Origin of the sequence: Streptomyces sp. NBC_01217, from assembly GCF_035994185.1 — a bacterium.
Classification (GTDB): Bacteria; Actinomycetota; Actinomycetes; order Streptomycetales; family Streptomycetaceae; genus Streptomyces.
The window spans coordinates 5,206,308-5,228,251 of record NZ_CP108538.1 but is presented as its reverse complement, the minus strand read 5'-3'; the positions used below and the strand labels follow the sequence as shown (position 1 = coordinate 5,228,251).

Here is a 21,944-nt window from a genome sequence, read left to right as displayed (position 1 = left end):
TTCGTCCTCACATCCGGAAGATGCCGAAGCCGCCGCGGGCGCCTTCGACCGGGGCGGTGTGGATCGCGGACAGGCACATCCCGAGGACGGTCCTGGTGTCGCGCGGGTCGATGACCCCGTCGTCGTAGAGCCGCCCGGAGAGGAACATCGGCAGCGACTCGGACTCGATCTGCTGCTCCACCATGGCACGCAGCCCGGCGTCGGCCTCGTCGTCGTAGGGACGTCCCTTGGCGGCGGCGGAGGCGCGGGCGACGATGGACAGCACCCCGGCGAGCTGCTGTGGCCCCATGACGGCGGACTTGCTGCTGGGCCAGGCGAAGAGGAAGCGGGGGTCGTAGGCCCGTCCGCACATTCCGTAGTGCCCGGCCCCGTACGAGGCGCCCATCAGCACCGACAGATGCGGGACCTTGGAGTTCGACACCGCGTTGATCATCATCGCGCCGTGTTTGATGATGCCGCCCTGCTCGTACTCCTTGCCGACCATGTAGCCGGTGGTGTTGTGCAGGAAGAGCAGGGGGATGTCGCGCTGGTTGGCGAGCTGGATGAACTGGGCGGCCTTCTGCGACTCCTCGCTGAACAGCACCCCTTGGGCGTTGGCGAGGATGCCTACGGGATAGCCGTGGAGCGTGGCCCATCCGGTGACCAGGCTGGTCCCGTACAGCGGCTTGAAGGCGTCGAAGCCGGAGCCGTCGACGAGCCGGGCGATGACCTCGCGCGGGTCGAAGGGCACCTTCAGATCGCCGGGCACGATGCCGAGCAGCTCGTCCTCGTCGTACTTCGGCGGCTCGGCGGGGCCCGGATCGGGTTGTGCCTTGCGCCAGTTGAGACGGGCGACGATCCGGCGGGCCTGGCGCAGCGCGTCCTGCTCGTCGACGGCGAAGTGGTCGGCGAGGCCGGAGGTGCGGGCGTGCATCTCGGCGCCGCCGAGCGATTCGTCGTCGCTCTCCTCGCCGGTCGCCATCTTCACCAGGGGCGGTCCGCCGAGGAAGACCTTGGACCGTTCCTTGATCATGACGGTGTGGTCGGACATGCCGGGGACGTACGCCCCACCGGCGGTCGAGTTCCCGAAGACCACGGCCACGGTCGGGATTCCGGCTGCCGACAGCCGGGTGAGGTCGCGGAACAGCGCCCCGCCCGGGATGAAGATCTCCTTCTGCGAAGGGAGGTCGGCGCCGCCCGATTCGACGAGGCTGATGCAGGGCAGCCGGTTGGCGAAGGCGATCTCGTTCGCCCGCAGGGCCTTCTTCAGGGTCCAGGGGTTGGACGCGCCGCCGCGTACGGTCGGGTCGTTGGCGGTGATCAGGCACTCCACGCCCGAGACCACCCCGATGCCCGTGACGAGCGAGGCGCCCACTGTGTACTCGGGGGCCTCGCTGCCCCAGGCGGCGAGCGGCGACAGCTCCAGGAACGGGGTGTCCTCGTCGATCAGCAGCTCGATCCGTTCGCGGGCCAGGAGCTTGCCGCGGGCGCGGTGCCGTGCGGTGTACTTCTCGCCGCCGCCCGCCCGCGCCTTGGTGTGCTCACCGGCCAGCTCGTCGAGCTTGGTGAGCATGGCCGCGCGGTTCGCGGCATATTCGGGGCTCGCGGTGTCGAGCCCGGTGGGCAGGACGGTCATGCGGTCACCTCCGGTGCGTGGACGGCTTCCAGCAGCGATACGGGAAGGGGGAGATGCCGGGAGCGCAGCCACTCCCCCACCGCCTTGGCCTGCGGATCGAACCGGTGCCGGGCGGCGACGCCCTCGCCGAGCAGCCCGTGCACGACGAAGTTCAGGGCGCGCAGGTTGGGCAGGACATGGCGTACGACGGTGAGGCCCGCGGTCTCCGGCAGCAGTTCCTTCAGCCGCGCAGCGGTCAGCTCATGGGCCAGCCACCGCCAGGCGTCCTCGCCGAGGGCCCACACCCCCACGTTGGCGTCCCCGCCCTTGTCACCGCTGCGGGCGCCCGCGATCCGGCCGAGCGGGGCGGACCTGGTGGGTGCGGTGGACGGCAGGGGGTCGGGCAGCGGCGGCTCCCCGGCCTCCCGCAGGGGCTGCGTCCGCACGGGAGGCTTCTGGCGCTCGCGCCGCCCGTCGGGGAGCACGGCGATGTGCGCAACCTCCGCCGCCGGTACGTACCGCGCCTCGAAGACCCCGTAGGGCTCGCCCTTGCCGGGCGGGGCGGTGACGTGGAAGCCGGGGTAGCTGCCGAGGGCGAGTTCGATCGCGGCGCCGGAGACCGCGCGGCCGACGGTGTCCGGGTCCTGGTCGCGGACGACGAGCCGGAGCAGCGCGCTCGCGGTCTCCTCGGTGCCGGCGTCGTCCCGGTCGGTCCGGGCCAGCTCCCAGCGCACTTCGTCCGGTCGGGTACGGGTCCGGCTCAGCGCGTCCGCGAACTGGTCCTGGACGAGCTGCGCCTTGGCCTCGATGTCGAGCCCGGTGAGGACGAGGACGACCTCGTTGCGCCAGCCGCCGAGCCGGGTGAGCCCGGCCTTGAGGGTGGGCGGCGGCGCCTCGCCGCGCACACCGGAGATCCTGACCCGGTCGGGGCCGTCCTGGGTCAGCCGTACGGTGTCGAGCCGGGCGGTGACGTCCGGTCCGGCGTACCGGGCCCCGCCGGTCTCGTACAGCAGCTGGGCGGTGACGGTGCCGATGTCGACGATGCCGCCCGTGCCGTCGTGCTTGGTGATGACGGACGAGCCGTCGGCGTGGATCTCGGCGACGGGGAAGCCGGGCCGGCGCAGGTCGTGGCCGCGGAAGAAGGAGTAGTTCCCGCCGGTGGCCTGGGTGCCGCACTCCAGTACGTGTCCGGCGACGACGGCCCCGGCGAGGGCGTCGTGGTCGTCCGGCCCCCAGCCGAAGTGGGCGGCGGCGGGGCCGGTGACGAGGGCGGCGTCGGTGACCCGCCCGGTGACGACGACATCGGCACCCGCGGTGAGACAGGCGGCGATCCCGGCACCGCCGAGGTAGGCGTTCGCGGTGAGGAACCCTTCGGGTACGGGGAGGCTGTCGCCCTCCACATGGGCGACCCGCACGGGCACCCCCACCTTCGCCGCCAGCTCCCGTACGGCGTCGGCGAGTCCGGCCGGGTTGAGCCCTCCGGCATTGGCGACGATCTTCACCCCGCGTTCGTGGGCGAGCCCGAGGCCCTCTTCGAGCTGGCGCAGAAAGGTGGTGGCGTAGCCGCGCGCGGGGTCCTTCAGGCGGCTCCGGCCGAGGATGAGCATGGTCAGCTCGGCGAGATAGTCCCCGGTGAGGACGTCGAGCGGTCCGCCGGTGAGCATCTCGCGCACGGCGTCGAAGCGGTCGCCGTAGAACCCGGAGGCGTTGCCGATCCGCAGCACTGCGGTCACTTGCCGCCTCCGCGGGGTGCGCGGCCGGGTCCGGCGGGCCCGGCGAAGGCCTGGGCGATGTCCAGCCACTGGTCGGCGTCGGGCCCGGTGGCCCGGACGGCGAGGTCGTCGCGGTGGGCGCGCTGGGTGACGAGGAGGCAGAAGTCGACCAGCGGTCCGGTGACGCGCTGCGGCGCGTCCTCGGGCCCGAAGGCGATCGACTCGCCCTGCGGGGTGGTGAGTTCCACCCGGAACTCCTCCCCTGGCGCCTTGATGCCCCGTACCAGATAGGCGTAGTCCCTGGCCCGCACCCCGATCCGGGCGATGTGCCGCAGCCGGGCGGTGGGGGGCCGGGTGACCCCGAGGGCGTCGGCGATGTCCTGGCCGTGCGCCCAGGTCTCCATGATCCGGGCGCTCGCCATGGTGGCGACGCCCATCGGCGGCCCGTACCAGGGGATGCGCGTACCGGCCGGGGCATTGCGCAGGGCCGCCTCCAGCCGCTGCCGCCCGTCCCGCCACCGCGTGAGCAGCGCGTCCGGGGTGAGCGCGGCCAGCTCCTCGGCGCCCCGGTCGACAAAGGATTCGGGCGCCTCCAGAGCCTTGGTCACCTCTCCGGCGAAGGCCTCGGCATCGGTGGCGGCGAGCAGCGCGGCCTCGTCGGTCCAGGTGAGATGGGCGATCTGGTGCGCGATGCCCCAGCCGGGGGCGGGGGTCGGAGCGGACCATTGCATGGCGCTCAACTCCCGTACGAGCAGGTCGAGTTCCTGGCTCTCGTCGCGCATGTCGTCGATCACGGCGGCGACATCGGGCACGGTGCGCTCCCCTCGGGGCAAGGCGGTGTGCCCAGGAGCATGGCAGCGGCTCCATAAACAAGCAAGCGTGCTTGCATTGTTTTCTGCCCGGCGGGGCGATGGCGGACCGTCAGGCGCGCTTGCGGCCCTTCCCGCCCCGCACCTGACTGCGTACCGCACCCATGCTCGCCCCGATGACCAGAGCGATGGCCAGGGCGTCCGTCGTGGAGAGGGCCTGATCGAGGATGAGGAAGCCGGCCGTGGCCGCGATGGCCGGTTCCAGGCTCATCAGGATCGCGAAAGTCGGCGCGGGCAGGCGGCGCAGCGCCATGAGTTCGAGGGTGTACGGGAGGACCGAACTCAGCATCGCCACCGCCGCGCCCAGCCCCAGAGTGGACGGGACCAGCAGTTTCGAGCCGGACTCCAGGATGCCGAGGGGCAGCGAGAGGAGCGCGGCGACCACCATGGCCAGGGCGAGGCCGTCCGCCTGGGGGAAGCGGCGGCCGGTGCGGGCACTGAAGACGATGTACGCGGCCCACATGGCGCCCGCGCCCAGTGCGTACGCGGCGCCCACCGGATCGAGGCGGTCGAAGCCTCCCCCGCTCAGCAGCACGACGCCGCCCAGCGCGAGGCCCGCCCACACCACGTTGACCAGGCGGCGGGACGCGACCACCGAGAGGACGAGCGGGCCCAGCACCTCAAGGGTGACGGCCGCGCCCAGCGGGATGCGGTCGGCGGCCTGGTAGAACAGCGTGTTCATGGCGCCCATGACCACCCCGAACGCGAGGACCGTGCCCCAGTCGGCGCGTGCATAGCCGCGCAGCTTCGGGCGGCAGACGACCAGCAGGACGAGCGCGGCGGCGGCCAGGCGCAGGGTGACGACACCGAGCGCGCCGGCCCGGGGCATCAGCAGGACCGCGATCGCGGAGCCGAACTGGACGGAGAGGCCGCCCGCGACCACCAGCGCGACCGGGGCGAGCGCCGCCCCTCGGCCCTTGGGGCGGACAGCCTCGCCGGCCGCGCCCGGGACGGCCACCGTCTCCGGTACGGCGACGGCTGCGGCCCGCTCCATGGCCGCCACCCCTGCTGCACTGCGCTGGTCGTTCACCTGCGGTGTTCCTCCCGAATCCATTTAGTTCATTTCAATGCACTGCACGATTGAATATAATGCACTCTCAACGCCTGGCACCTCCGCTTACCGTAGGCACCTCCGCGCGGCGCGTGAAATGCCTGTTGGGCTCCCGTTATGCTTGTGGCGCATGAGCATGGGTGGCATGGGGCGGAGTTCCGGCCGCGGTATCGAGGTCCGCCATCTGCGTGCCTTCCTCGCGATCGCCGACGAGGGCAACGTCACCCGCGCCGCCGCCCGCCTCCGCCTCACCCAGCCCGCGGTCTCCCGCACCCTCGCCGCCCTGGAGCAGCACCTCGGCATCCGGCTCGTCGACCGGTCCACCCACCATCTCGTCCTCACCCCGGAAGGCGTCGTCTTCCGGGACAGGGCCGCCGCCGCGGTCGACGCGTTCGACGAGGCGCTCGACCCGGGCGGGCTGCGCCACCGGCCGCTGCGGCTCGGGCACGCCTGGTCCGCGTTCGGCCCGTACACCACACCCCTGCTCCGCCGCTGGCACGAGCGGTACCCGCAGACCCCGCTCGAACTGCTGCGGATCGACGACCGCACCGCCGGGCTCACCCGCGGCGAGGTCGATGCCGCGCTGCTGCGCGGGCCCGTCGAGGCGCCCGGGCTCGTCACCGAGGTGCTGTTCGAGGAGGACCGGGTGGCGGCGGTGGCCGCGGACGGGCCGCTCGCCGCCCGCGCCACGCTCCGGCTCGCCGATCTGGCGGGCGGCACCGTCGTCCTCAACACCGTCTCCGGCATCACCACTGTCGACCTGTGGCCGCCGTACGGCAGGCCCGCCGCGACCCTCACCGTCGCCAACACCGACGACTGGCTGACCGCGATCGCGGCCGGGCGAGGCGTCGGGGTCTCCGCCGCGTCCACCGCCCATATGCACCCGCACTCCGGGGTCGCCTACCGCCCGCTCGTCGACGCCCCGACCGTCCAGGTCCTGCTCGCCCGGCGCGACGGCCCCGGCCATCCGGCGCTGCCGAAGCTCGCCGCGATGGCCCGCGAGATCATTGGGGACGACATCACCGGGTGAGGGAATTTCCGTGCAAAGCGCGGGAGTTGGGGTGCCGTGAAAGCCGGATACGGACCGGCCGACACCTGGGGGATCACCTTGACGAACGACATCACCGTGCACGGCACGGTCGCGCCGGGCTTCGAAGGCGTACGGGACGCCTATGCCGCCGTACTCGCCGAGGACACCACTGAGCCCGGGTCCCAGCTCGCGGTGCGGCTGCACGGCCGGACGGTCGTCGATCTCTGGTCCGGGGACGGGATCGAGGCCGATTCACTGCCCGCCGTGTACTCGTCCACCAAGGGCGCCGCGCACCTGGTCGTCGCGCTGCTGGTCCAGGACGGGGTTCTCGACCTGGACCGTACGGTCGCCTCCTACTGGCCCGCTTTCGCCGCCGAGGGCAAGGGGGCGCTGACACTGCGGCAGCTGCTCGCGCACACCTCCGGAGCGATCGGGGTGGAGGGCGGGTTCAGCGACGAGGAGCTCGCGGACGACCGGCTGCTCGCCGCCCGGCTGGCGGAGCAGAAGCCGTTCTGGACGCCCGGTACGGCGTACGGGTACCACGGCCTGGTGATCGGGGCCCTCACCGGTGAAGTGGTGCGTCGGGTCACCGGGCGTTCGATCCAGGAGCTCTTCGAGGAGCGGATCAGGGCTCCGTACGGGCTGGACTTCTTTCTGGGACAGCCCGAGGCGCTCGAAGCGCGCTACGTCCCCATCCGGCCGATGGTGCCCACCCCGGAGCAGACGGCCGCGCTCGCGCTCGACCCGATCGATCCGAAGAGCCTCAGGGCCATCGCCTTCAACTACCCGACCGACCTGATCGCGTGGATCAACAAGCCGTCCGTGCGGGCGCTCGGCCCCGCCTCGGTGGGCGGTGTGGGCTCGGCCCGCGGGCTGGCCGGGATGTACGCGGCCGCCATCTCGGAGATGGACGGCCGGGCCCCGCTGCTCAAGGCGGAGACGCTCGCCGAGTTCGCCCGGCCGCACGCGGTGGGCACCGACCTGGTGACCGGCGAGGAGGACCACTTCGGGCTGGGCTTCGAGCGGCCGCGGATCCGGTATCCGGGGGTGGGCGAGGGGGCGTTCGGGCACTGCGGTGCGGCGGGGGCGCAGGCGTTCGCGGATCCGGTGAGTGGGGTTGCGTATGGGTATACGCGGCGTCGGTATGCGTTTCCTGGCGGGGCGGCGCCGGAGAACGGGCGGTTGGTGGGGGCGGTGTTGGGGGCGGTGCGGGGGGTGTGACGGGGGGCGGGGTGCGGGTGCGGGGGGGCGGGACGCCTGCGGCGGGCTTGTCCCCTACCCATCCCCAAGCTCTCAACTTCGTTCGAGCACGGGAGACCCCACTCTTCCCGAAACCGGGGCTCTGCCCCGGACCCCGCTCCTCAAGCGCCGGAGGGGCTGAAAAGATGTCCTCAAACGCCGGACGGGCTGGAATTGCCGGACGGGCTGGTTGGTTCGGTGGGCGGGCTCGCTGGTTCGGGCCGTAGGCCCTCCGCAAGCAGCTCCGCCAGATGCCGTGCCCTCACTCCGCCCAGCTGCTCCAACTGCGTCCGGCAGGAGAAGCCGTCCGCCAGGAACTCCGTGCCGGGGGGTGCGGCCCGTACCGCGGGGAGGAGGGTTTCCTCCGCGCAGGACGCCGATACCGACCAGTGGCCGCGTTCGAAGCCGAAGTTTCCGGCCAGTCCGCAGCAGCCGCCGCTCAGCTCTCCCGTGAGTCCGGCGCGTTCGCGCAGGCGGCGGTCGGCCTCGTCGCCCAGGACCGCGTGTTGGTGGCAGTGGGTCTGGCCGGCGGCGAGCCGGTCCAGGCGGGGTGGCTGCCAGTCGGGGGCGTACTCCTCCAGGTACTGCGCCAACGTCCTGACCGAGCGTGCGAGTTCGGCGGCGCGGGGGTCATCGGGGAGGAGTTCGGGCAGGTCCGTGCGGAGGGTGGCGGCGCAGCTCGGTTCGAGGACGACCAGCGGGTCGCCGGGGAGGACGGCCATCCGGTCCAGGGTCCGGCGCATGACCTTGCGGGCCTTGTCGAGCTGGCCCGTGGACACGTACGTGAGGCCGCAGCACACGCCCCGGCCGGGCAGCACCGGCCTTCGGCCCGCCGCCTCCAGGACGCGGACCGCCGCCCTCCCCACCTCGGGCGAGAAGTGGTCGGTGAACGTGTCGGGCCAGAGGGCGACCACCTGGTCGTTCGACAGGATCACCGTCCCCTTGCCCCGGCGCCGCCGCAGCCACCGGGTGAACGTCTCGCGCGCCAGGAGCGGGAGCGTCCGCTGCGGAGCGATGCCTGCCAGCCGTTTGGCCAGGGACGCCGCCGGAGCCACCCGGCCCAGGGCGTTCAGGGCGGGTGCGAACGGGGACGCGAGGCGCAGCCACTGCGGCAGCCGCCCCATCGCGTAGTGGGCGGCCGGGCGCAGCCGTCCCCGGTAGTGGTGGTGCAGGAACTCCGCCTTGTACGTGGCCATGTCGACGCCCACCGGGCAGTCGCTGCGGCAGCCCTTGCAGGACAGGCAGAGATCGAGCGCGTCGCGCACCTCCGTCGACCGCCAGCCGTCCGTGATCACCTCGCCCGCGAGCATCTCGTGCAGCAGCCTCGCCCGGCCGCGGGTGGAGTGGGCCTCCTCGCCGGTCGCCCGGAACGACGGGCACATCACGCCCGCGCCGGGCGGCTCCGCCGTACGGCATTTGGCGACGCCCACACATCTGCGTACCGCCGCGGAGAAGTCTCCGCCGTCGTGCGGGTAGCCGAACGTGACGTCCACCGGGCGCCCGGGAAGCACCTCGAAGCGAAGGTTCTCGTCGAGCGGTGCGGGCCGGGTGAGAATGCCGGGGTTCATGCCGCCGTACGGGTCCCAGATGTCCTTGAACCGGGAGAAGAGGGCGACCAGTTCGTCCCCGTACATCCGCGGCAGCAGTTCGGCGCGGGCCTGGCCGTCGCCGTGTTCCCCGCTCAGTGAACCGCCGTGCGCGACGACCAGGTCTGCCAGCTCCTCGGAGAAGCGGCGGAAGCGGGCCACGCCCTCGGGTGTCAGCAGGTCGAAGTCGATCCGTACATGGATGCAGCCGTCGCCGAAGTGCCCGTACGGGGTGCCGCGCAGCCCGTGGGCGGCGAGCAGGGCGCGGAAGTCGCGGAGGTAGGGGCCGAGGCGGGCGGGTGGTACAGCGCAGTCCTCCCAGCCGGGCCAGGCCTCCGTGCCGTCCGGCATCCGGGTGGCGGTCCCGGCGGCGTCCTCGCGGATGCGCCACAGGGCGCGCTGCCCGGCCGGGTCGGTGACGACCGCGCCGGACAGAGCGTCGGCCGCCCGCAGGATGCGCTCGGCGTGCGCCCGCGCCTCTGCGGGGGTCGCGCCGCCCGTCTCGACGAAGAGCCAGGCACCCCCGCGCGGCAGCCCGGCCGGCTCCCGTACGAGATCGGCGGCCATGCCCTCCACGGTCAGGGGGTGGTACGGGAGCAGACCGGGGGCGGCTTCGGCGGCCGCGGACTCGTCGGCGTAGGCGAGTACGGCGAGGGCGCGGGCCGCCGGTGCCTCGACCAGTCGCAGCGTCGCCTCCGTCACCACGCCGAGCGTGCCCTCGCTGCCGCAGAAGGCGCGGGCCAGGTCGGTTCCGCGCTCGGGCAGGAGCGCGTCCAGGGCGTATCCGGAGATACGGCGCGGGAGTTCGGGGAATCCGGTGCGCAGGAGGGCGAGGTTCGCGCCGATGAGCTCGGGCAGGCCCAGGAGGCCGACCGGGGGCCGGGACCCCCGGTCCAGGTGCAGTGTGTCGCCGCCGTAGCGGGCCACGGCCAGGGTGTGCACGTTGTCGGCCGTGGTGCCCCACGCGACCGAGTGCGCGCCGCAGGAGTTGTTGCCGATCATGCCGCCGAGCGTGCAGCGGCTGTGTGTGGAGGGGTCGGGGCCGAAGGTGAGACCGTGCGGGGCGGCGGCGGTGCGCAGGTCGTCCAGGATCACGCCCGGCTGGACGACCGCGGTACGGGACTCGGCGTCCAGCTCGACGATCTTTCGCATATGGCGCGTGAGGTCGAGGACGACACCGGTGCCGGTGGCCTGCCCGGCGATGGAGGTTCCGCCGCCGCGGGGGACGACGGGTACGGCGTGTGTGCGGCAGACGGCGAGCGCGGCGGCCACGTCGTCGGCGTCGCGCGGAGTGACGACGCCGAGCGGGACGCGGCGGTAGTTGGAGGCGTCCATCGTCGTCAACGCCCGTACGGTGGTGCCGAAGTCGACCTCTCCGCGGACCGCGGTGCTCAGTGCCTGTGCGAGTGCGGCGCGTTCCGCCGGTTTCCGATGTGCGGCCATGGAGCCCAGGATGCCGTTGATCCGGTCGCTCGGCGGTCCGCGCCCGCGCGAGTCCCCCCGAATACGTCAATACGTCGGAATACGTCGGACGCGTAGTCACATACGTGACGGAGAACGCCACAAGTGCTTCCCAATTAGAGCGTCAATTCTCATATAGTGAACACGACTTGCTCAGGAACTATCAGCTCCAGTTGTCGCGTTCACCCCCGCCGTACCGAACTGTCCCGATCTGACCGTCGGCTCTGCCAGTACCGCCAGCCCTGCCCGACCCGTCCGCCTCCAAGGACTCCAATTGAGCGCCTCATCCCGGCCGACCGCACTGGCCTTGCTGATCTCACTGGCCGTCACCGGATCCCTGTGCCTGTGGGCGGTCGTCGCCGCCCCCGATACGGTACGGCCCGCGCTGGCCTGGGGCGCGGGTGCCGTTGCCGTGCTGCTGTCCGCCGCCGTGGCCGCCGCCGTCCACGCCCGTGCCAACGCGAACCGCCTGCGCGCCCGGCTCGCGGCGGAGTCCCAGCGGTTCACCGGCGAGATCAGCCGGCTCGTCTCCGCCTCCGCGGCCGACGGCCAGCGGTTCACCGCCGAGACCGCCCGGATCAAGGCCGCGGCCGGGGCCGAGACCGCCCGTGTCACCGCGCAGGCCGCCGCCGCTTCCGAACGGCTCACCGCCGAGGTCGAGCGGCTCACCGCCCGCGCGGCCCGCAGCGACACCGAGCGTTCCGCCGCGGTCGCCGCCTGCGCCAACGCCGCGGGCCGGATGCAGGCCCTGGCCACCGGCATGCTCGCCGACCTGCGCGAGATGGAGCACCGGCACTCCGCCGAGGACGTGCTCGGCGACCTGCTCCATCTGGACCACCGCACTGCCCAGGCGGGCCGCCTCGCCGACTCCATCGCCGTGCTGACCGGGGCGCGCTCCGGGCGGCGCTGGGCGAAGCCGATCGTGATGGAGTCGATCCTGCGTGGCGCGATGGGCCGGATCAGCGGCTATCAACGGGTACGCCTCCACTCGACCAGCGATGTCGCGATCGCGGGCCACGCGGCCGAGGGCGTCATGCACGCGCTGGCCGAACTCCTCGACAACGCAGCCAACTTCTCGCCGCCCACGGCCGAGGTCCATGTGTACGTCGAGGAGGTGCCGGCCGGCATCGTCCTGACCGTCGAGGACAGCGGCCTGGTCATGAGCGAGGTGCAGCTGCGCCGCGCCGAGCGTGCGGTGTCGGCCACCGACCAGGGCCTGACGGGGCTGTCCGGCACCCGGCTCGGCCTCGCCGTCGTCGGCCGGCTGGCCCGCAAGCACGGTCTGACCGTGTCGTTCAGGCCGTCCGCGCGCGGCGGCACGGGCGCCCTCATGATGCTCCCGCAGGAGCTCCTCACCCGAGCCCCGGCGCCTCGGCGCGCGCCCGCGCCGGAGCCTCAGGCAGCTCCCGAGCCGGAGCCCGCGCACGAAACGGCGGCCCCGGCGGCACCCGGCCCCTCAGGCACCCTCTCGGACTCCCCCGCCTCCGAGACCACCGGCAACCTCCCCCGGTTCGGCGAGAGCGGCCTCCCCAAGCGCACCCGAGGCCGTACCCTCGCCGCCGCCGAGGCCCGTACCCACGCCGAAGGCGCCACCGCGACTCCCCGGCCCCGTACCGCCGACCCCAAGGAACAGGCAGCCCGCTTCAGCAGCTTCCGCCAGGCTGTTCGGGCCAACTCCCCACACCCGGAAGAAGGCAACACCCGATGACCGCGACCACCGACGAGAAGCTCAACTGGCTGCTGGAGGGGCTCCTCAAGCGCACCCCCGGCGCCCGCCATGCCCTCGTCCTGTCCAGGGACGGCCTCAAGCTGTGCCGTACCCCCGAGCTCTCCGTCGACCAGGCCGACCAACTGGCCGCGATCTCGGCCGGCATCCAGAGCCTGTCGCACGGCGCGTCCGTCGAGTTCGGTGACGGCACCGGCGGCGTACGGTCGGCGATGGCCGAGTTCTACGGCGGCGTGCTGTTCATCGTCGAGGCGGGCGCGGGCGCCCATCTCGCCGTCGTCGCCACCGAGGACGCCGATGTCAGCCTGGTCGGCCACAACATGAGCGAACTCGTCGAGCAGCTCGGCGAGCACCTGAGCGCTCCGCCGCGCTCCTCACCGGACCCCGCGGCCACCGTGATTGTCGACGCGACAGCCGACGCATGACCCGCCCCCGTCCCGGCCGGGACGACGATCCGGACCGCCTGTACACCCTCACCGGTGGCCGCAGCCGGTCCAATTCGGACGCGTTCGACCTGGTGACGCTGGTGGTCTCCGAATGCCAACCGTCCTCCGGCATGCAGTCGGAGCACGTCACCATCCTGCGGATGTGCGAGCGCCCCACCGCGGTCGTGGAGATCGCGGCGGGCCTCGGCCTGCCGTTCAGCATCGTCCGGATCATGCTGTCCGATCTGCTGGACACCGGCCGGATCAGCGCCCGCCACCCCCGTACCGCCCGTGTCGCGGACCGGTTCCCCGACCCCGACATCCTGGAACAGGTGCTCGTTGGACTCCGCAACCTCTGACCGTGCCGCCCTGCAGGCGACGGCCGACAACGGACTGAAGATCGTCGTCGTCGGCGGCTTCGGGGTCGGCAAGACCACCATGGTCCGCTCCGTCAGCGAGATCCGTCCGCTGAACACGGAAGAGACCATGACCCGCGCGGGCGAGGCCGTCGACCACCTCGACGGCGTGCAGTCCAAGACGTCCACGACCGTCGCCTTCGACTTCGGCCGGATCTCGCTCGACGAACGCTCCGTGCTGTACCTCTTCGGCGCCCCCGGCCAGGAACGGTTCTGGTTCCTGTGGGACCGGCTGTTCTCGGGCACGCTCGGTGCCGTCGTCCTCGTCGACACCCGCAGGCTCGCCGACTCCTGGTACGCGATCGACCGCCTGGAGCACCACGGCACGCCGTTCATCGTGGCGTGCAACGACTTCGGCGGCCCGCTCCACACCGAACAGCAGATACGGGAGGCGCTCGACCTCGCGGACCACGTGCCCCTGGTGGAGTGCGACGCCCGGGACCGTTCGTCCAGCAAGTACGTACTGATCACGCTGGTCGAGCACCTCTACGCCCTCTCGCAGGGCAAGGTTCCCGCCCCGTCCACCGCCCGTCCGGAGATCACGCCGGAGAAGACCCCGGAGCCCACCTCGTGACCCAGCCCCCGGCGCCCCCCGCCGGCTGCCCCGTGTCCCACGGCCGCGCGCCGCTGTCCGGCCCCCGGTTCCAGACCGAACCGACCCGGTTGTACCGGGAGATGCGCCGCGACCACGGGGCCGTGGCACCCGTCGTCCTCGACGGCGACGTCCCGGCCTGGCTGGTGCTCGGCTATCGCGAACTGCACCAGCTCACCGGCGACCCGGTGCTGTTCAGTCGCGACTCCGACCTGTGGAACCAGTGGGACCGCATCCCGGACGACTGGCCGCTGCTGCCGATGATCGGCCACAAGCAGCCGTCGATCCTCTACACCGTCGGCCCGCGCCACACCGAGCGCGCCGCGATGATCAGCAACGCGCTGGAGTCCGTCGACCCGTTCGCGCTCAAACGGTACGCGGAGGAGTTCGCCGACACTCTCATCGACGGGTTCTGCACCAAGGGCGGGACCGACATCATCGCCGACTACGCAATGCTGCTCCCCGCCCTCGTACTGGCGAAGATCTACGGCTTCAGCGACACCATCGGCCACGCACTCGTCGGCTCGATCAACGACATGATCGACGGCCGGGAGCGGGCCCTCGCCGGGCAGCAGCACCTCGCCTCGTCGATGTTCCAGCTGCTGGCCGACAAACAGGCCGAGCCCGGTGACGACGTCGCCACCCGGATGCTCGCCGACACCGGCGGCTTCACCGACGAAGAGGTCGCCCAGGATCTCATGGTCATGATGGCGGCGGGCCACCAGCCGACCGCCGACTGGATAGGCAACTCGCTGCGGTTGATGCTCACCGACGACCGGTTCGCCGCGTCCTTGTCCGGCGGCCGGCACAGCGTCGCCGAGGCGATGAACGAGGTGCTCTGGGAGGACACCCCGACCCAGAACGTCGCGGGCCGCTGGGCGTCGCGCGACACCCACCTGGGCGGACGTCACATCCAGGCGGGCGACCTGCTGCTGCTCGGTATCGCCGCCGCCAACGGGGACCCGCAGGTCCGCACCGACGGTTCGTCGCTTACCGGCGGCAACAACGCGTTTCTCTCCTTCGGCCACGGCGAGCACCGCTGCCCGTTCCCCGCCCAGGAGACCGCCGAGGTCATCGCCCGCACCGGCATCGAGGTGCTGCTGGACCGGCTGCCGGACATCGACCTCGCCGTCCCCGCCGAAGAACTGACCCGGCGCCCGTCCCCCTGGCTGCGGGGCCTGACGGACCTGCCCGTGACGTTCACTCCCACCCCCGCCCTTGGAGGCCAGAGATGACCCGCATCACCCTCGACCCCTTCGTCAACGATCTCGACGGCGAGAGCGCCCGGCTGCGCGCGGCGGGCCCGCTCGCCGAGGTGGAGCTGCCGGGCGGAGTGCACTGCTACGCGGTCACCCACCATGCCGAGGCCCGGCAGCTGCTCACCGACAGCCGGGTGGTCAAGGACATCAACGTCTGGAGCGCCTGGCGGCGCGGCGAGATACCGATGGACTGGCCGCTGATCGGCCTTGCCAACCCGGGCCGCTCCATGCTGACGGTCGACGGCGCGGACCATCGTCGGCTGCGCACTCTGGTCGCGCAGGCACTGACCGTGAAGCGGGTGGAGCGGCTGCGGGCCGGTATCGAGGCACTGACGACGGCGAGCCTGGACCGGCTGTCGGCGCTGCCCCGGGGCGAGCAGGTCGATCTGAAGGCCGAGTTCGCGTACCCGCTGCCGATGAACGTGATCAGCGAGCTGATGGGCGTGGACGGCGCCGACCACCCGCGGCTGAAGGAGCTGTTCGAGAAGTTCTTCTCGACGCAGACGCCGCCGGAGGAGGTCCCGCAGATGATGGCGGACCTCGGCGCCCTCTTCACGAGGATCGTCGACACCAAGCGGGAGAACCCGGGCGACGATCTGACGAGCGCCCTGATCGCCGCCTCCGAGGACGGCGACCGCCTCACCGGCGAGGAGATCGTCAACACCCTCCAGCTGATCATCGCGGCAGGCCACGAGACCACGATCAGCCTGATCGTGAACGCGGTCGTCGCGCTCCAGACACACCCGGAGCAGCGCAAGCAGGTGCTGAACGGGGAGGTGCCATGGGAGAACGTGATCGAGGAGACCCTGCGCTGGAACACCCCCACCTCGCACGTGCTGATCCGGTTCGCCACGGAGGATGTCGAGGTCGGTGACAAAGTGCTGCCGAAGGGCGAGGCGCTGATCGTCTCCTTCGGCGCGCTGGGCCGCGACGAGGCACAGTACGGGCCGACCGCCGGTGACTTCGACATCACCCGCTCCCCCAACCGCCACATCGCCTTCGGCCACGGCCCGCACGTGTGCCCGGGCGCGGCGCTGTCCCGGCTGGAGGCGGGGGTGGCGCTGCCCGCGCTGTACGAGCGGTTCCCGGAGCTGGACCTCGCCGTCCCGGCGTCCGAGCTGCGGAACAAGCCGATCGTCACCCAGAACGACCTGTACGACCTGCCGGTCGAACTGCGCTGACCCCGCCGTCCGGGTTGGTCCACACGCCGGAGCGGGTGTCTCATCCGACGGACACGGTGCTCGACCGTGTCCATGAGGTACTACGCTCCGGTTCGTGGCCGATATCCAGATTCCCGCTGACATCAAGCCCGCCGACGGACGCTTCGGCGCCGGTCCTTCCAAGGTGCGGACGGAGGCGCTCGACGCGCTGGCCGCCACCGGTACGTCTCTTCTCGGTACGTCCCACCGCCAGGCCCCGGTCAAGAACCTGGTCGGCGAGGTGCGTCAGGGTGTACGCGACCTCTTCTCCCTCCCCGAGGGCTACGAGGTGATCCTGGGCAACGGCGGCTCCACCGCCTTCTGGGACATCGCGACGCACGGACTCATCGAGACGAAGTCCCAGCACCTCAACTTCGGCGAGTTCTCGTCGAAGTTCACGAAGGCCGCCAAGCTCGCCCCGTGGCTCGCCGACCCGAGCGTCATCGCCTCCGACCCGGGCACCCACCCGGAGCCGCAGGCCGAGGCGGGCGTCGACGTCTACGCGTTCACGCACAACGAGACGTCGACCGGTGTCGCCATGCCGATCAAGCGCGTCGCGGGTGCCGACGAGGGCTCCCTCGTCCTGGTGGACGCCACCTCCGGCGCCGGTGGTCTGCCGGTCGACATCACCGAGACGGACGTCTACTACTTCGGGCCGCAGAAGTGCTTCGCCGCCGACGGCGGCCTGTGGATCGCCGCGTTCTCCCCGGCGGCCCTGGAGCGCGCCGCGCGCATCCACGCCTCGGGCCGTCACATCCCGGAGTTCTTCAGCCTGCCCACGGCGATCGACAACTCCCTCAAGAACCAGACGTACAACACCCCGGCCCTGGCAACGCTCTTCCTCCTGAACGAGCAGCTGACCTGGCTGAACACCCAGGGCGGCCTGGACTTCTCGGTCGGCCGCACGGCCACCTCGGCGCGGAACCTGTACGGCTGGGCGGAGGAGTCCAAGTACGCGACCCCGTTCGTCACCGACCCGGCGAAGCGCTCGCAGGTCATCGGCACGATCGACTTCGCGGACGAGATCGACGCCTCGGCCGTCGCCAAGGTGCTGCGCGCCAACGGCATCGTCGACACCGAGCCGTACCGCAAGCTGGGCCGCAACCAGCTCCGCGTGGCGATGTTCCCGGCGATCGACCCGTCGGACGTCCAGGCGCTGACGGCCTGCATCGACTACGTGATCGAGAAGCTGTAACGCGTACGGATACGAGAGGGGCCCCGCGCCGGTGGGCGGGTTCTAGCGATCCCCGCAACACCCTGGTCTTCAGGGAGTTGCGGGGATCGTGGATTTTGAGGGCTTGAAGGTGAGGTTCTTCGAGGCGCTGGACCGGGAGAACGGCAGTGTCGCGGGGGCTGCTCGGGTGGTCGGGGTGAGCCGTCACACGGCGGCCGGGTGGGCGCGGAAAGCCGGCGTGCGTGGGCGTGGGAAGCCGGGCGCGGCCGGGCATCCGGGGCGAGTGGAGTACGACAGGCTTCGCGCGTCCGGGGTCCGGCAGCGGGAGGCCGCGGCACTGGTCGGGGTCCATGAACGCACTGCGCGGGACTGGGACCGTGGTATCAGGAAGAGCAACGGCGCGCGCCTGCACCCGGACGGGCGCCGGATCGATTACAAGACCGGTGTGACAACCACCAGTGCCGCATCGCGGGAGCCGTCCGTTGCGGCGGTCGAGGCCGAGCTGCACCACCGGTTCCTGACGGTGGCGGAGCGGGAGTTGATCGCTGACTTGCGTCGTGAGGGTCAATCGCTGCGGGCGATCGGGCGAGCGCTGAGCCGACCGGCCTCCACGGTCAAGCGGGAGATCGACGCCCATTCGGTCGAGGGCGTCTATCAGCCGCACCGGGCACAGCGGGCGTGGGCGAAGAGCCGTCCGAGGCCCAAGGCGTCCAAGCTCGCTACGGACGGTCCGCTGCGTGATTACGTCGCCCACAAGCTGCAGCAGCAGTGGTCACCTGAGCAGATCTGTCACGCTCTGGTCACCGAGTTCCCCGACGACGAGAGCATGCGCGTGAGTCCGGAGACGATCTACCAGGCGATCTACGTGCAGGCCCGTGGCGGACTGCGCCGTGAAGTCGCGGCAGCGCTGCGCACCGGGCGCACCCGCCGCAAGCCGCACCGCAGCCCGGACCAGCGAACGCGCCGGTTCGTCGACGAGATGGTGATGATCTCCGAGCGGCCGCCCGAGGTCGCAGACCGGGCGGTTCCCGGCCACTGGGAAGGCGACCTGATCGTCGGCACCCGCAACGAGAGCGCGATCGTCACCCTGGTCGAGCGCTCCACCCGCTATGTCATGCTCGGCCACCTGCCCGGCGGGCACACCGCCGAGGAAGTCCGTGACGTGCTGGTGCCCCTGATCCAGACCCTTCCCGAGCACCTGCGCGGCTCGCTGACCTGGGACCAGGGCTGCGAGATGGCCGCGCACAAGCAGTTCACCGTGTCCACCGGTGTTCCGGTCTACTTCTGCGACCCGCACTCACCCTGGCAGCGCGGATCGAACGAGAACACCAACGGCCTGCTACGGCAGTACTTCCCCAAGGGCACCGACCTGTCCGTGCACAGCCCCGAAGACCTCGAACACGTCGCTCAGCAACTCAACGGCCGCCCACGCAAAACGCTCGGCTGGAAAACTCCAGCCGAGCGTCTGCGTGATCTACTGACGACCACGTAAGCCATCAGGTGTTGCGAGGACCCCGAGAATCTGCCGTGCGCGGGGCCCTTTGTCGTTCACTCGACCGGGTGGCGGAATGGCTTTCGAGCACGGGCGGCCGGATCGTCCTACGATGATGACCTCGACAACACCCCCTCAGGAGGCCCGCAATGTCTGCAGCAGCAGTCGAGCACCCCTGTGACGGTGAGCCGGAATCGCTGCTCGACACGGCCAACAGCCTGATGGAGCAGCATCCGGGTTACCGCGTCGAGATCATCGGAGGCGTCATCACCGTGGCCCCGTCCCCGGATGCCCCGCACGCCCGACTGCTGACCAAGATCATGCGCCCCTTCATCTCAGCCGGTCTCGACGACGGTGAGACCGAAGTCCTCCAGGGAATCGGCCTGTGGCTGCCGAGCGGCCCCGAGGACTACGCCATCCCCGACCTGGCGATCGTGGACGCCGATCTCGACGAGCACCTGGCCGAGAACAGCTGCTACGACCCCGCTGTCTTCCGCCTCGTCCTGGAGGTCACCTCCAGCAATTACAGGAACGACCTGCGCAACAAGGTCGCCGCCTACGCCGAGGCCAAGATCCCGGTGTATGTGATCGTCGACCGCAAGCACGACCGGGTGCACGTCCTGACCGAACCCATGGGCGGCGGTTACGACAGTCACGAGGTGTACGCCCCCGGGCAGACGGTCACTCTGCCCGAATCGATCGGCGCCCCGGTCACGCTCGACGTCGACGAACTCATCCGGGCCGGCCGCCCCCGGAGCTGACCACGGCGGGTCCGGCGTCAGGCTCTGGAGCCGCGCTGCCAGCGCCGTTCGCCGTCGCACCACTCCTGCGTCGGCACCAGCCACGCCGCGGCGACCACGGCTGCGGAGGCGGCGTGGTCCGGGTGGATATGGGCGACGACGGTACGCACCACCGCGGTTTCCGCCCCCAGCAGATGGGCCACCAGCCCTACCGCGGCCTCTTTCGCATACCCGCGGCCCTGCCACTTCGCCCCGACCACCCAGGCGATCTCCGCCTCCGCGTCCCGCGCGTTCACCGTCGCCTGTACGTATCCGGCGAGGCGGTCCTCGTCCCGTACCCGCAGCACCCAGTTCCACCAGCCCACGTCGGGGTCCGGCGAACCGGCGGTCTGGCGTTCGTAGCGGGCCCGCAGCTCATCGGCGGTCTCCGGAGCCCCGCCGGTGTACGCGTGCAGGGCCGGGTCGGCCAGCACCGCCGCCATCTCGTCCGCGTACGCGACCCGCAGCGGCAGCGCGTCCAGCCGGGCGGTGGCAAAAGGCTCGGGCCGTACGGGAATCACTCGGTTCTCCATAGATGCCCGACCCTACGGCCCGGGCCCGGCGGGCGGCGCGCCGGACCGTCAGTTCCCCTTTCGGCGCCGCCCCATGAACACCAGGAGGCCGATCCCCGCGAGCACCAGGACACCGGTCAGGGTCGTACCCTTCACCTCCGCGCCGCTGCCCCCGCCCCCGTCTCCGCTCTCCGCTCCGGCGGACGACGCCGACGAGTCGCCGCCCCGGGACGGCGGCTTCCCGTCGCCTCCGCTGCCTCCGTCCACATCCACCCGCACCACATCGCTCCGCTCCCCCTCCGAGCCGAACATCAGCGCCGAGCCGTCCGCCGTGTACGTCACCGACTCGGCCTGCCGCTGGAGGGGCGCCTGGACCGCGTGGTCGGCGCCGAGCCTGCCGTCCTCGAAGGCGTACCCCCGGGCGCTGAAGTACGAGCGCAGCACCAGCTCCTTGCCGTCCGGCGAGAACGCCCCGTCCGTCACCCACGGCACCTCCCCCACCCGCCGGAAGACATTGGCAGCGCCGGTGGTGAGCTTCGCGGGGCCCTCGTAGAGTCCACCGCCGTCCTCGTTCTTCGACGCGATGTAGACGCGCCCGGTCGTGGGGTGGACCATCAGCGCCTCGGCGTTGCGCGGGCCGTCCGCGTACTTCACATCGAACTGGGTGGCGCGGACCGTCGCGTCCTTCAGCTGCTTCGGCTCAGGGAAGCGGTAGATCCAGACGTGGTCCCAGCTGCCGTCCAGGTTGTCGCCGATGTCACCGACGTACAGACTGCCGTCGGGCCCGATCGAGATGGCCTCCACATCGCGGGGCTGTCCCACCCCGCGCATGGTGATCGTCGCCACGGTCTTCCCGGTCCGGGAGTCGACGGCGAAGATGTACGGCCCGTCGTCGCTGTCGTTGTGCGTCCAGTAGATGCCGGGGTGGGCGCGGCTGGCGGCGAGACCGCTGGACTCGGTGATCCGGGGGTCCTCGATCGTGAAGCTCCGGTCGGCTCCGTCCCCGGACGCGACGGCGGGAGCCGTCCCGGCGAGGAGGAGCAGCACGGCGGCTGCGGACACAGTCAGGTACGAACGCATGGCCCAAGTGTCCATCGTCACGTCGCAGGCCGAAGCGGTGATCCGCGATGATGACGCCATGCGTTTCACGTTTGTCGGCGATTCCATGACCATCGGCCGCGCCGGCGACTTCACCTGGCGCTACCGGATGTGGCAGCACCTCGCTTCCGCCTCCCGTGCCCCGTTCGCGATCGTCGGCCCGCGCAGCGAGCTGTACGACACCGGGGAGAACGCCCCTGTCTCGTACGAGTACGGCGCACCGGACTTCCCCGTCGAGGCCCGCACCCATCTGGCCGGCTGGGGCGAGGGCTGGCTGCACATGGCCCCGGTGATCGCCGGTACGGTCGCCGAGCACCGCACGGACGTGCTGCTCGTCTCGCTCGGCCTGATAGACCTCGGTTTCTATACGGACAGCGGCCAGACCGCCCTGAACGCAAGGGCGTTCATCACGGCGGCCCGCACCGCGAACCCGCACGTGAAGATGGTGCTCCTGCCCGTGATACCGAACGTACGGGCCGAGTCGGACGCCCCGTTCGCCGCCGAGTGCGACCGCTTCAACGAGCTCCTGGCGAAAGCCGTCGCCGATCTCGACGACCCGATGTCCCCGATCCTGCTGGCCTCCCGCCCGGCGGGCTACGACATCCACCGGGACACCTACGACGGAACGCACCCGGGCCCGAGCGGCGAACACAAACTGGCGGCCACGTTCGCCGACGCGATGCACCAGGCGTGGGGCCTGGGCGCCCCGTACGCGGCCCACCCGTAACAG

General features: G+C 71.5%; 19 protein-coding genes. 12 read left to right on the top strand and 7 right to left on the bottom strand.

The features are described from left to right. Positions 1–7: 7 nt before the first annotated feature. From OG507_RS23420 to OG507_RS23405, 4 genes are all read right to left on the bottom strand, one after another. On the bottom strand, positions 8–1,615 hold the full coding sequence (locus OG507_RS23420) for an acyl-CoA carboxylase subunit beta (RefSeq protein ID WP_327369153.1): 1,608 nt from the start codon (positions 1,613–1,615) through the stop codon (positions 8–10). Beyond that, positions 1,612–3,327 (bottom strand): acyclic terpene utilization AtuA family protein, encoded by a 1,716-nt coding sequence (locus tag OG507_RS23415; protein WP_327369152.1) that lies wholly within the window; start codon positions 3,325–3,327, stop codon positions 1,612–1,614. The genes OG507_RS23420 and OG507_RS23415 overlap by 4 nt, the downstream gene beginning before the upstream one ends. Beyond that, positions 3,324–4,118, bottom strand: a complete 795-nt coding sequence (locus OG507_RS23410; RefSeq protein ID WP_327369151.1) for a TIGR03084 family metal-binding protein — start codon at positions 4,116–4,118, stop codon at positions 3,324–3,326. Before OG507_RS23410 ends, OG507_RS23415 begins: the two co-directional genes overlap by 4 nt. A 109-nt stretch (positions 4,119–4,227) precedes the next feature. Next, the gene (locus OG507_RS23405) at positions 4,228–5,205 is read right to left on the bottom strand and encodes an EamA family transporter (RefSeq protein WP_327369150.1); all 978 of its coding nucleotides are present in this window, start codon (positions 5,203–5,205) and stop codon (positions 4,228–4,230) included. 166 nt (positions 5,206–5,371) lie between these two features. On the opposite strand from OG507_RS23405, the gene OG507_RS23400 reads away from it, so the two are divergent. Both OG507_RS23400 and OG507_RS23395 read left to right on the top strand, forming a co-directional pair. Next, positions 5,372–6,256, top strand: coding sequence for a LysR family transcriptional regulator (locus tag OG507_RS23400; protein ID WP_327369149.1), 885 nt, complete (start codon positions 5,372–5,374; stop codon positions 6,254–6,256). A 72-nt stretch (positions 6,257–6,328) separates the two neighbouring features. After that, complete coding sequence (locus OG507_RS23395) at positions 6,329–7,477, top strand: serine hydrolase domain-containing protein (protein ID WP_442811114.1); 1,149 nt, start codon at positions 6,329–6,331, stop codon at positions 7,475–7,477. Between the two features lie 170 nt (positions 7,478–7,647). Here OG507_RS23395 and OG507_RS23390 read toward each other — a convergent pair whose 3' ends face one another. Beyond that, positions 7,648–10,524 carry an FAD-binding and (Fe-S)-binding domain-containing protein gene (locus OG507_RS23390; protein ID WP_327369147.1) on the bottom strand — a complete coding sequence of 959 codons (2,877 nt, stop codon included), beginning with the start codon at positions 10,522–10,524 and terminating at the stop codon, positions 7,648–7,650. Positions 10,525–10,816: 292 nt separating this feature from the next. Between OG507_RS23390 and OG507_RS23385 the strand changes: the two genes are divergently transcribed. The 9 genes from OG507_RS23385 (at position 10,817) to OG507_RS23345 (ending at position 19,586) form a co-directional block, all read left to right on the top strand. Beyond that, positions 10,817–12,250 carry an ATP-binding protein gene (locus tag OG507_RS23385; protein WP_327369146.1) on the top strand — a complete coding sequence of 478 codons (1,434 nt, stop codon included), beginning with the start codon at positions 10,817–10,819 and terminating at the stop codon, positions 12,248–12,250. Next, on the top strand, positions 12,247–12,693 hold the full coding sequence (locus OG507_RS23380; RefSeq protein WP_327369145.1) for a roadblock/LC7 domain-containing protein: 447 nt from the start codon (positions 12,247–12,249) through the stop codon (positions 12,691–12,693). The genes OG507_RS23385 and OG507_RS23380 overlap by 4 nt, the downstream gene beginning before the upstream one ends. Continuing rightward, positions 12,690–13,052 carry a DUF742 domain-containing protein gene (locus OG507_RS23375; RefSeq protein ID WP_327369144.1) on the top strand — a complete coding sequence of 121 codons (363 nt, stop codon included), beginning with the start codon at positions 12,690–12,692 and terminating at the stop codon, positions 13,050–13,052. The genes OG507_RS23380 and OG507_RS23375 overlap by 4 nt, the downstream gene beginning before the upstream one ends. Then, complete coding sequence (locus OG507_RS23370) at positions 13,033–13,683, top strand: GTP-binding protein (RefSeq protein ID WP_327369143.1); 651 nt, start codon at positions 13,033–13,035, stop codon at positions 13,681–13,683. Before OG507_RS23375 ends, OG507_RS23370 begins: the two co-directional genes overlap by 20 nt. Further along, on the top strand, positions 13,680–14,936 hold the full coding sequence (locus OG507_RS23365) for a cytochrome P450 (protein ID WP_327369142.1): 1,257 nt from the start codon (positions 13,680–13,682) through the stop codon (positions 14,934–14,936). The genes OG507_RS23370 and OG507_RS23365 overlap by 4 nt, the downstream gene beginning before the upstream one ends. Beyond that, complete coding sequence (locus OG507_RS23360; protein ID WP_327369141.1) at positions 14,933–16,141, top strand: cytochrome P450 family protein; 1,209 nt, start codon at positions 14,933–14,935, stop codon at positions 16,139–16,141. The genes OG507_RS23365 and OG507_RS23360 overlap by 4 nt, the downstream gene beginning before the upstream one ends. Positions 16,142–16,235: 94 nt before the next feature. Next, positions 16,236–17,354, top strand: coding sequence for a phosphoserine transaminase (gene serC / locus OG507_RS23355; RefSeq protein WP_327369140.1), 1,119 nt, complete (start codon positions 16,236–16,238; stop codon positions 17,352–17,354). A gap of 262 nt (positions 17,355–17,616) precedes the next feature. Beyond that, a complete protein-coding gene (locus OG507_RS23350; protein WP_442811097.1) occupies positions 17,617–18,825 on the top strand; it encodes an IS30 family transposase in 1,209 nt (402 codons plus the stop codon). Between the two features lie 149 nt (positions 18,826–18,974). Beyond that, a complete protein-coding gene (locus OG507_RS23345) occupies positions 18,975–19,586 on the top strand; it encodes a Uma2 family endonuclease (protein ID WP_327369139.1) in 612 nt (203 codons plus the stop codon). Between the two features lie 17 nt (positions 19,587–19,603). On the opposite strand, the gene OG507_RS23340 is transcribed toward OG507_RS23345, so the two are convergent. Then, positions 19,604–20,137 carry a GNAT family N-acetyltransferase gene (locus tag OG507_RS23340; RefSeq protein ID WP_327369138.1) on the bottom strand — a complete coding sequence of 178 codons (534 nt, stop codon included), beginning with the start codon at positions 20,135–20,137 and terminating at the stop codon, positions 19,604–19,606. Between the two features lie 48 nt (positions 20,138–20,185). Further along, positions 20,186–21,196, bottom strand: coding sequence for a WD40 repeat domain-containing protein (locus OG507_RS23335; RefSeq protein ID WP_327369137.1), 1,011 nt, complete (start codon positions 21,194–21,196; stop codon positions 20,186–20,188). On the opposite strand from OG507_RS23335, the gene OG507_RS23330 reads away from it, so the two are divergent. After that, positions 21,195–21,941 (top strand): GDSL-type esterase/lipase family protein, encoded by a 747-nt coding sequence (locus tag OG507_RS23330; protein ID WP_327369136.1) that lies wholly within the window; start codon positions 21,195–21,197, stop codon positions 21,939–21,941. The genes OG507_RS23335 and OG507_RS23330 overlap by 2 nt on opposite strands. Positions 21,942–21,944 lie beyond the last annotated feature (3 nt).

Coding starts and splice junctions, on each gene's coding strand:
- OG507_RS23380 (WP_327369145.1), top strand. CDS start 12,247: ATGACCGCGACCACCGACGAGAAGCTCAACTGGCTGCTGGAGGGGCTC.
- OG507_RS23400 (WP_327369149.1), top strand. CDS start 5,372: ATGGGGCGGAGTTCCGGCCGCGGTATCGAGGTCCGCCATCTGCGTGCC.
- OG507_RS23390 (WP_327369147.1), bottom strand. CDS start 10,524: ATGGCCGCACATCGGAAACCGGCGGAACGCGCCGCACTCGCACAGGCA.
- OG507_RS23375 (WP_327369144.1), top strand. CDS start 12,690: ATGACCCGCCCCCGTCCCGGCCGGGACGACGATCCGGACCGCCTGTAC.
- OG507_RS23360 (WP_327369141.1), top strand. CDS start 14,933: ATGACCCGCATCACCCTCGACCCCTTCGTCAACGATCTCGACGGCGAG.
- OG507_RS23420 (WP_327369153.1), bottom strand. CDS start 1,615: ATGACCGTCCTGCCCACCGGGCTCGACACCGCGAGCCCCGAATATGCC.
- OG507_RS23335 (WP_327369137.1), bottom strand. CDS start 21,196: ATGCGTTCGTACCTGACTGTGTCCGCAGCCGCCGTGCTGCTCCTCCTC.
- OG507_RS23345 (WP_327369139.1), top strand. CDS start 18,975: ATGTCTGCAGCAGCAGTCGAGCACCCCTGTGACGGTGAGCCGGAATCG.
- OG507_RS23330 (WP_327369136.1), top strand. CDS start 21,195: ATGGCCCAAGTGTCCATCGTCACGTCGCAGGCCGAAGCGGTGATCCGC.
- OG507_RS23340 (WP_327369138.1), bottom strand. CDS start 20,137: ATGGAGAACCGAGTGATTCCCGTACGGCCCGAGCCTTTTGCCACCGCC.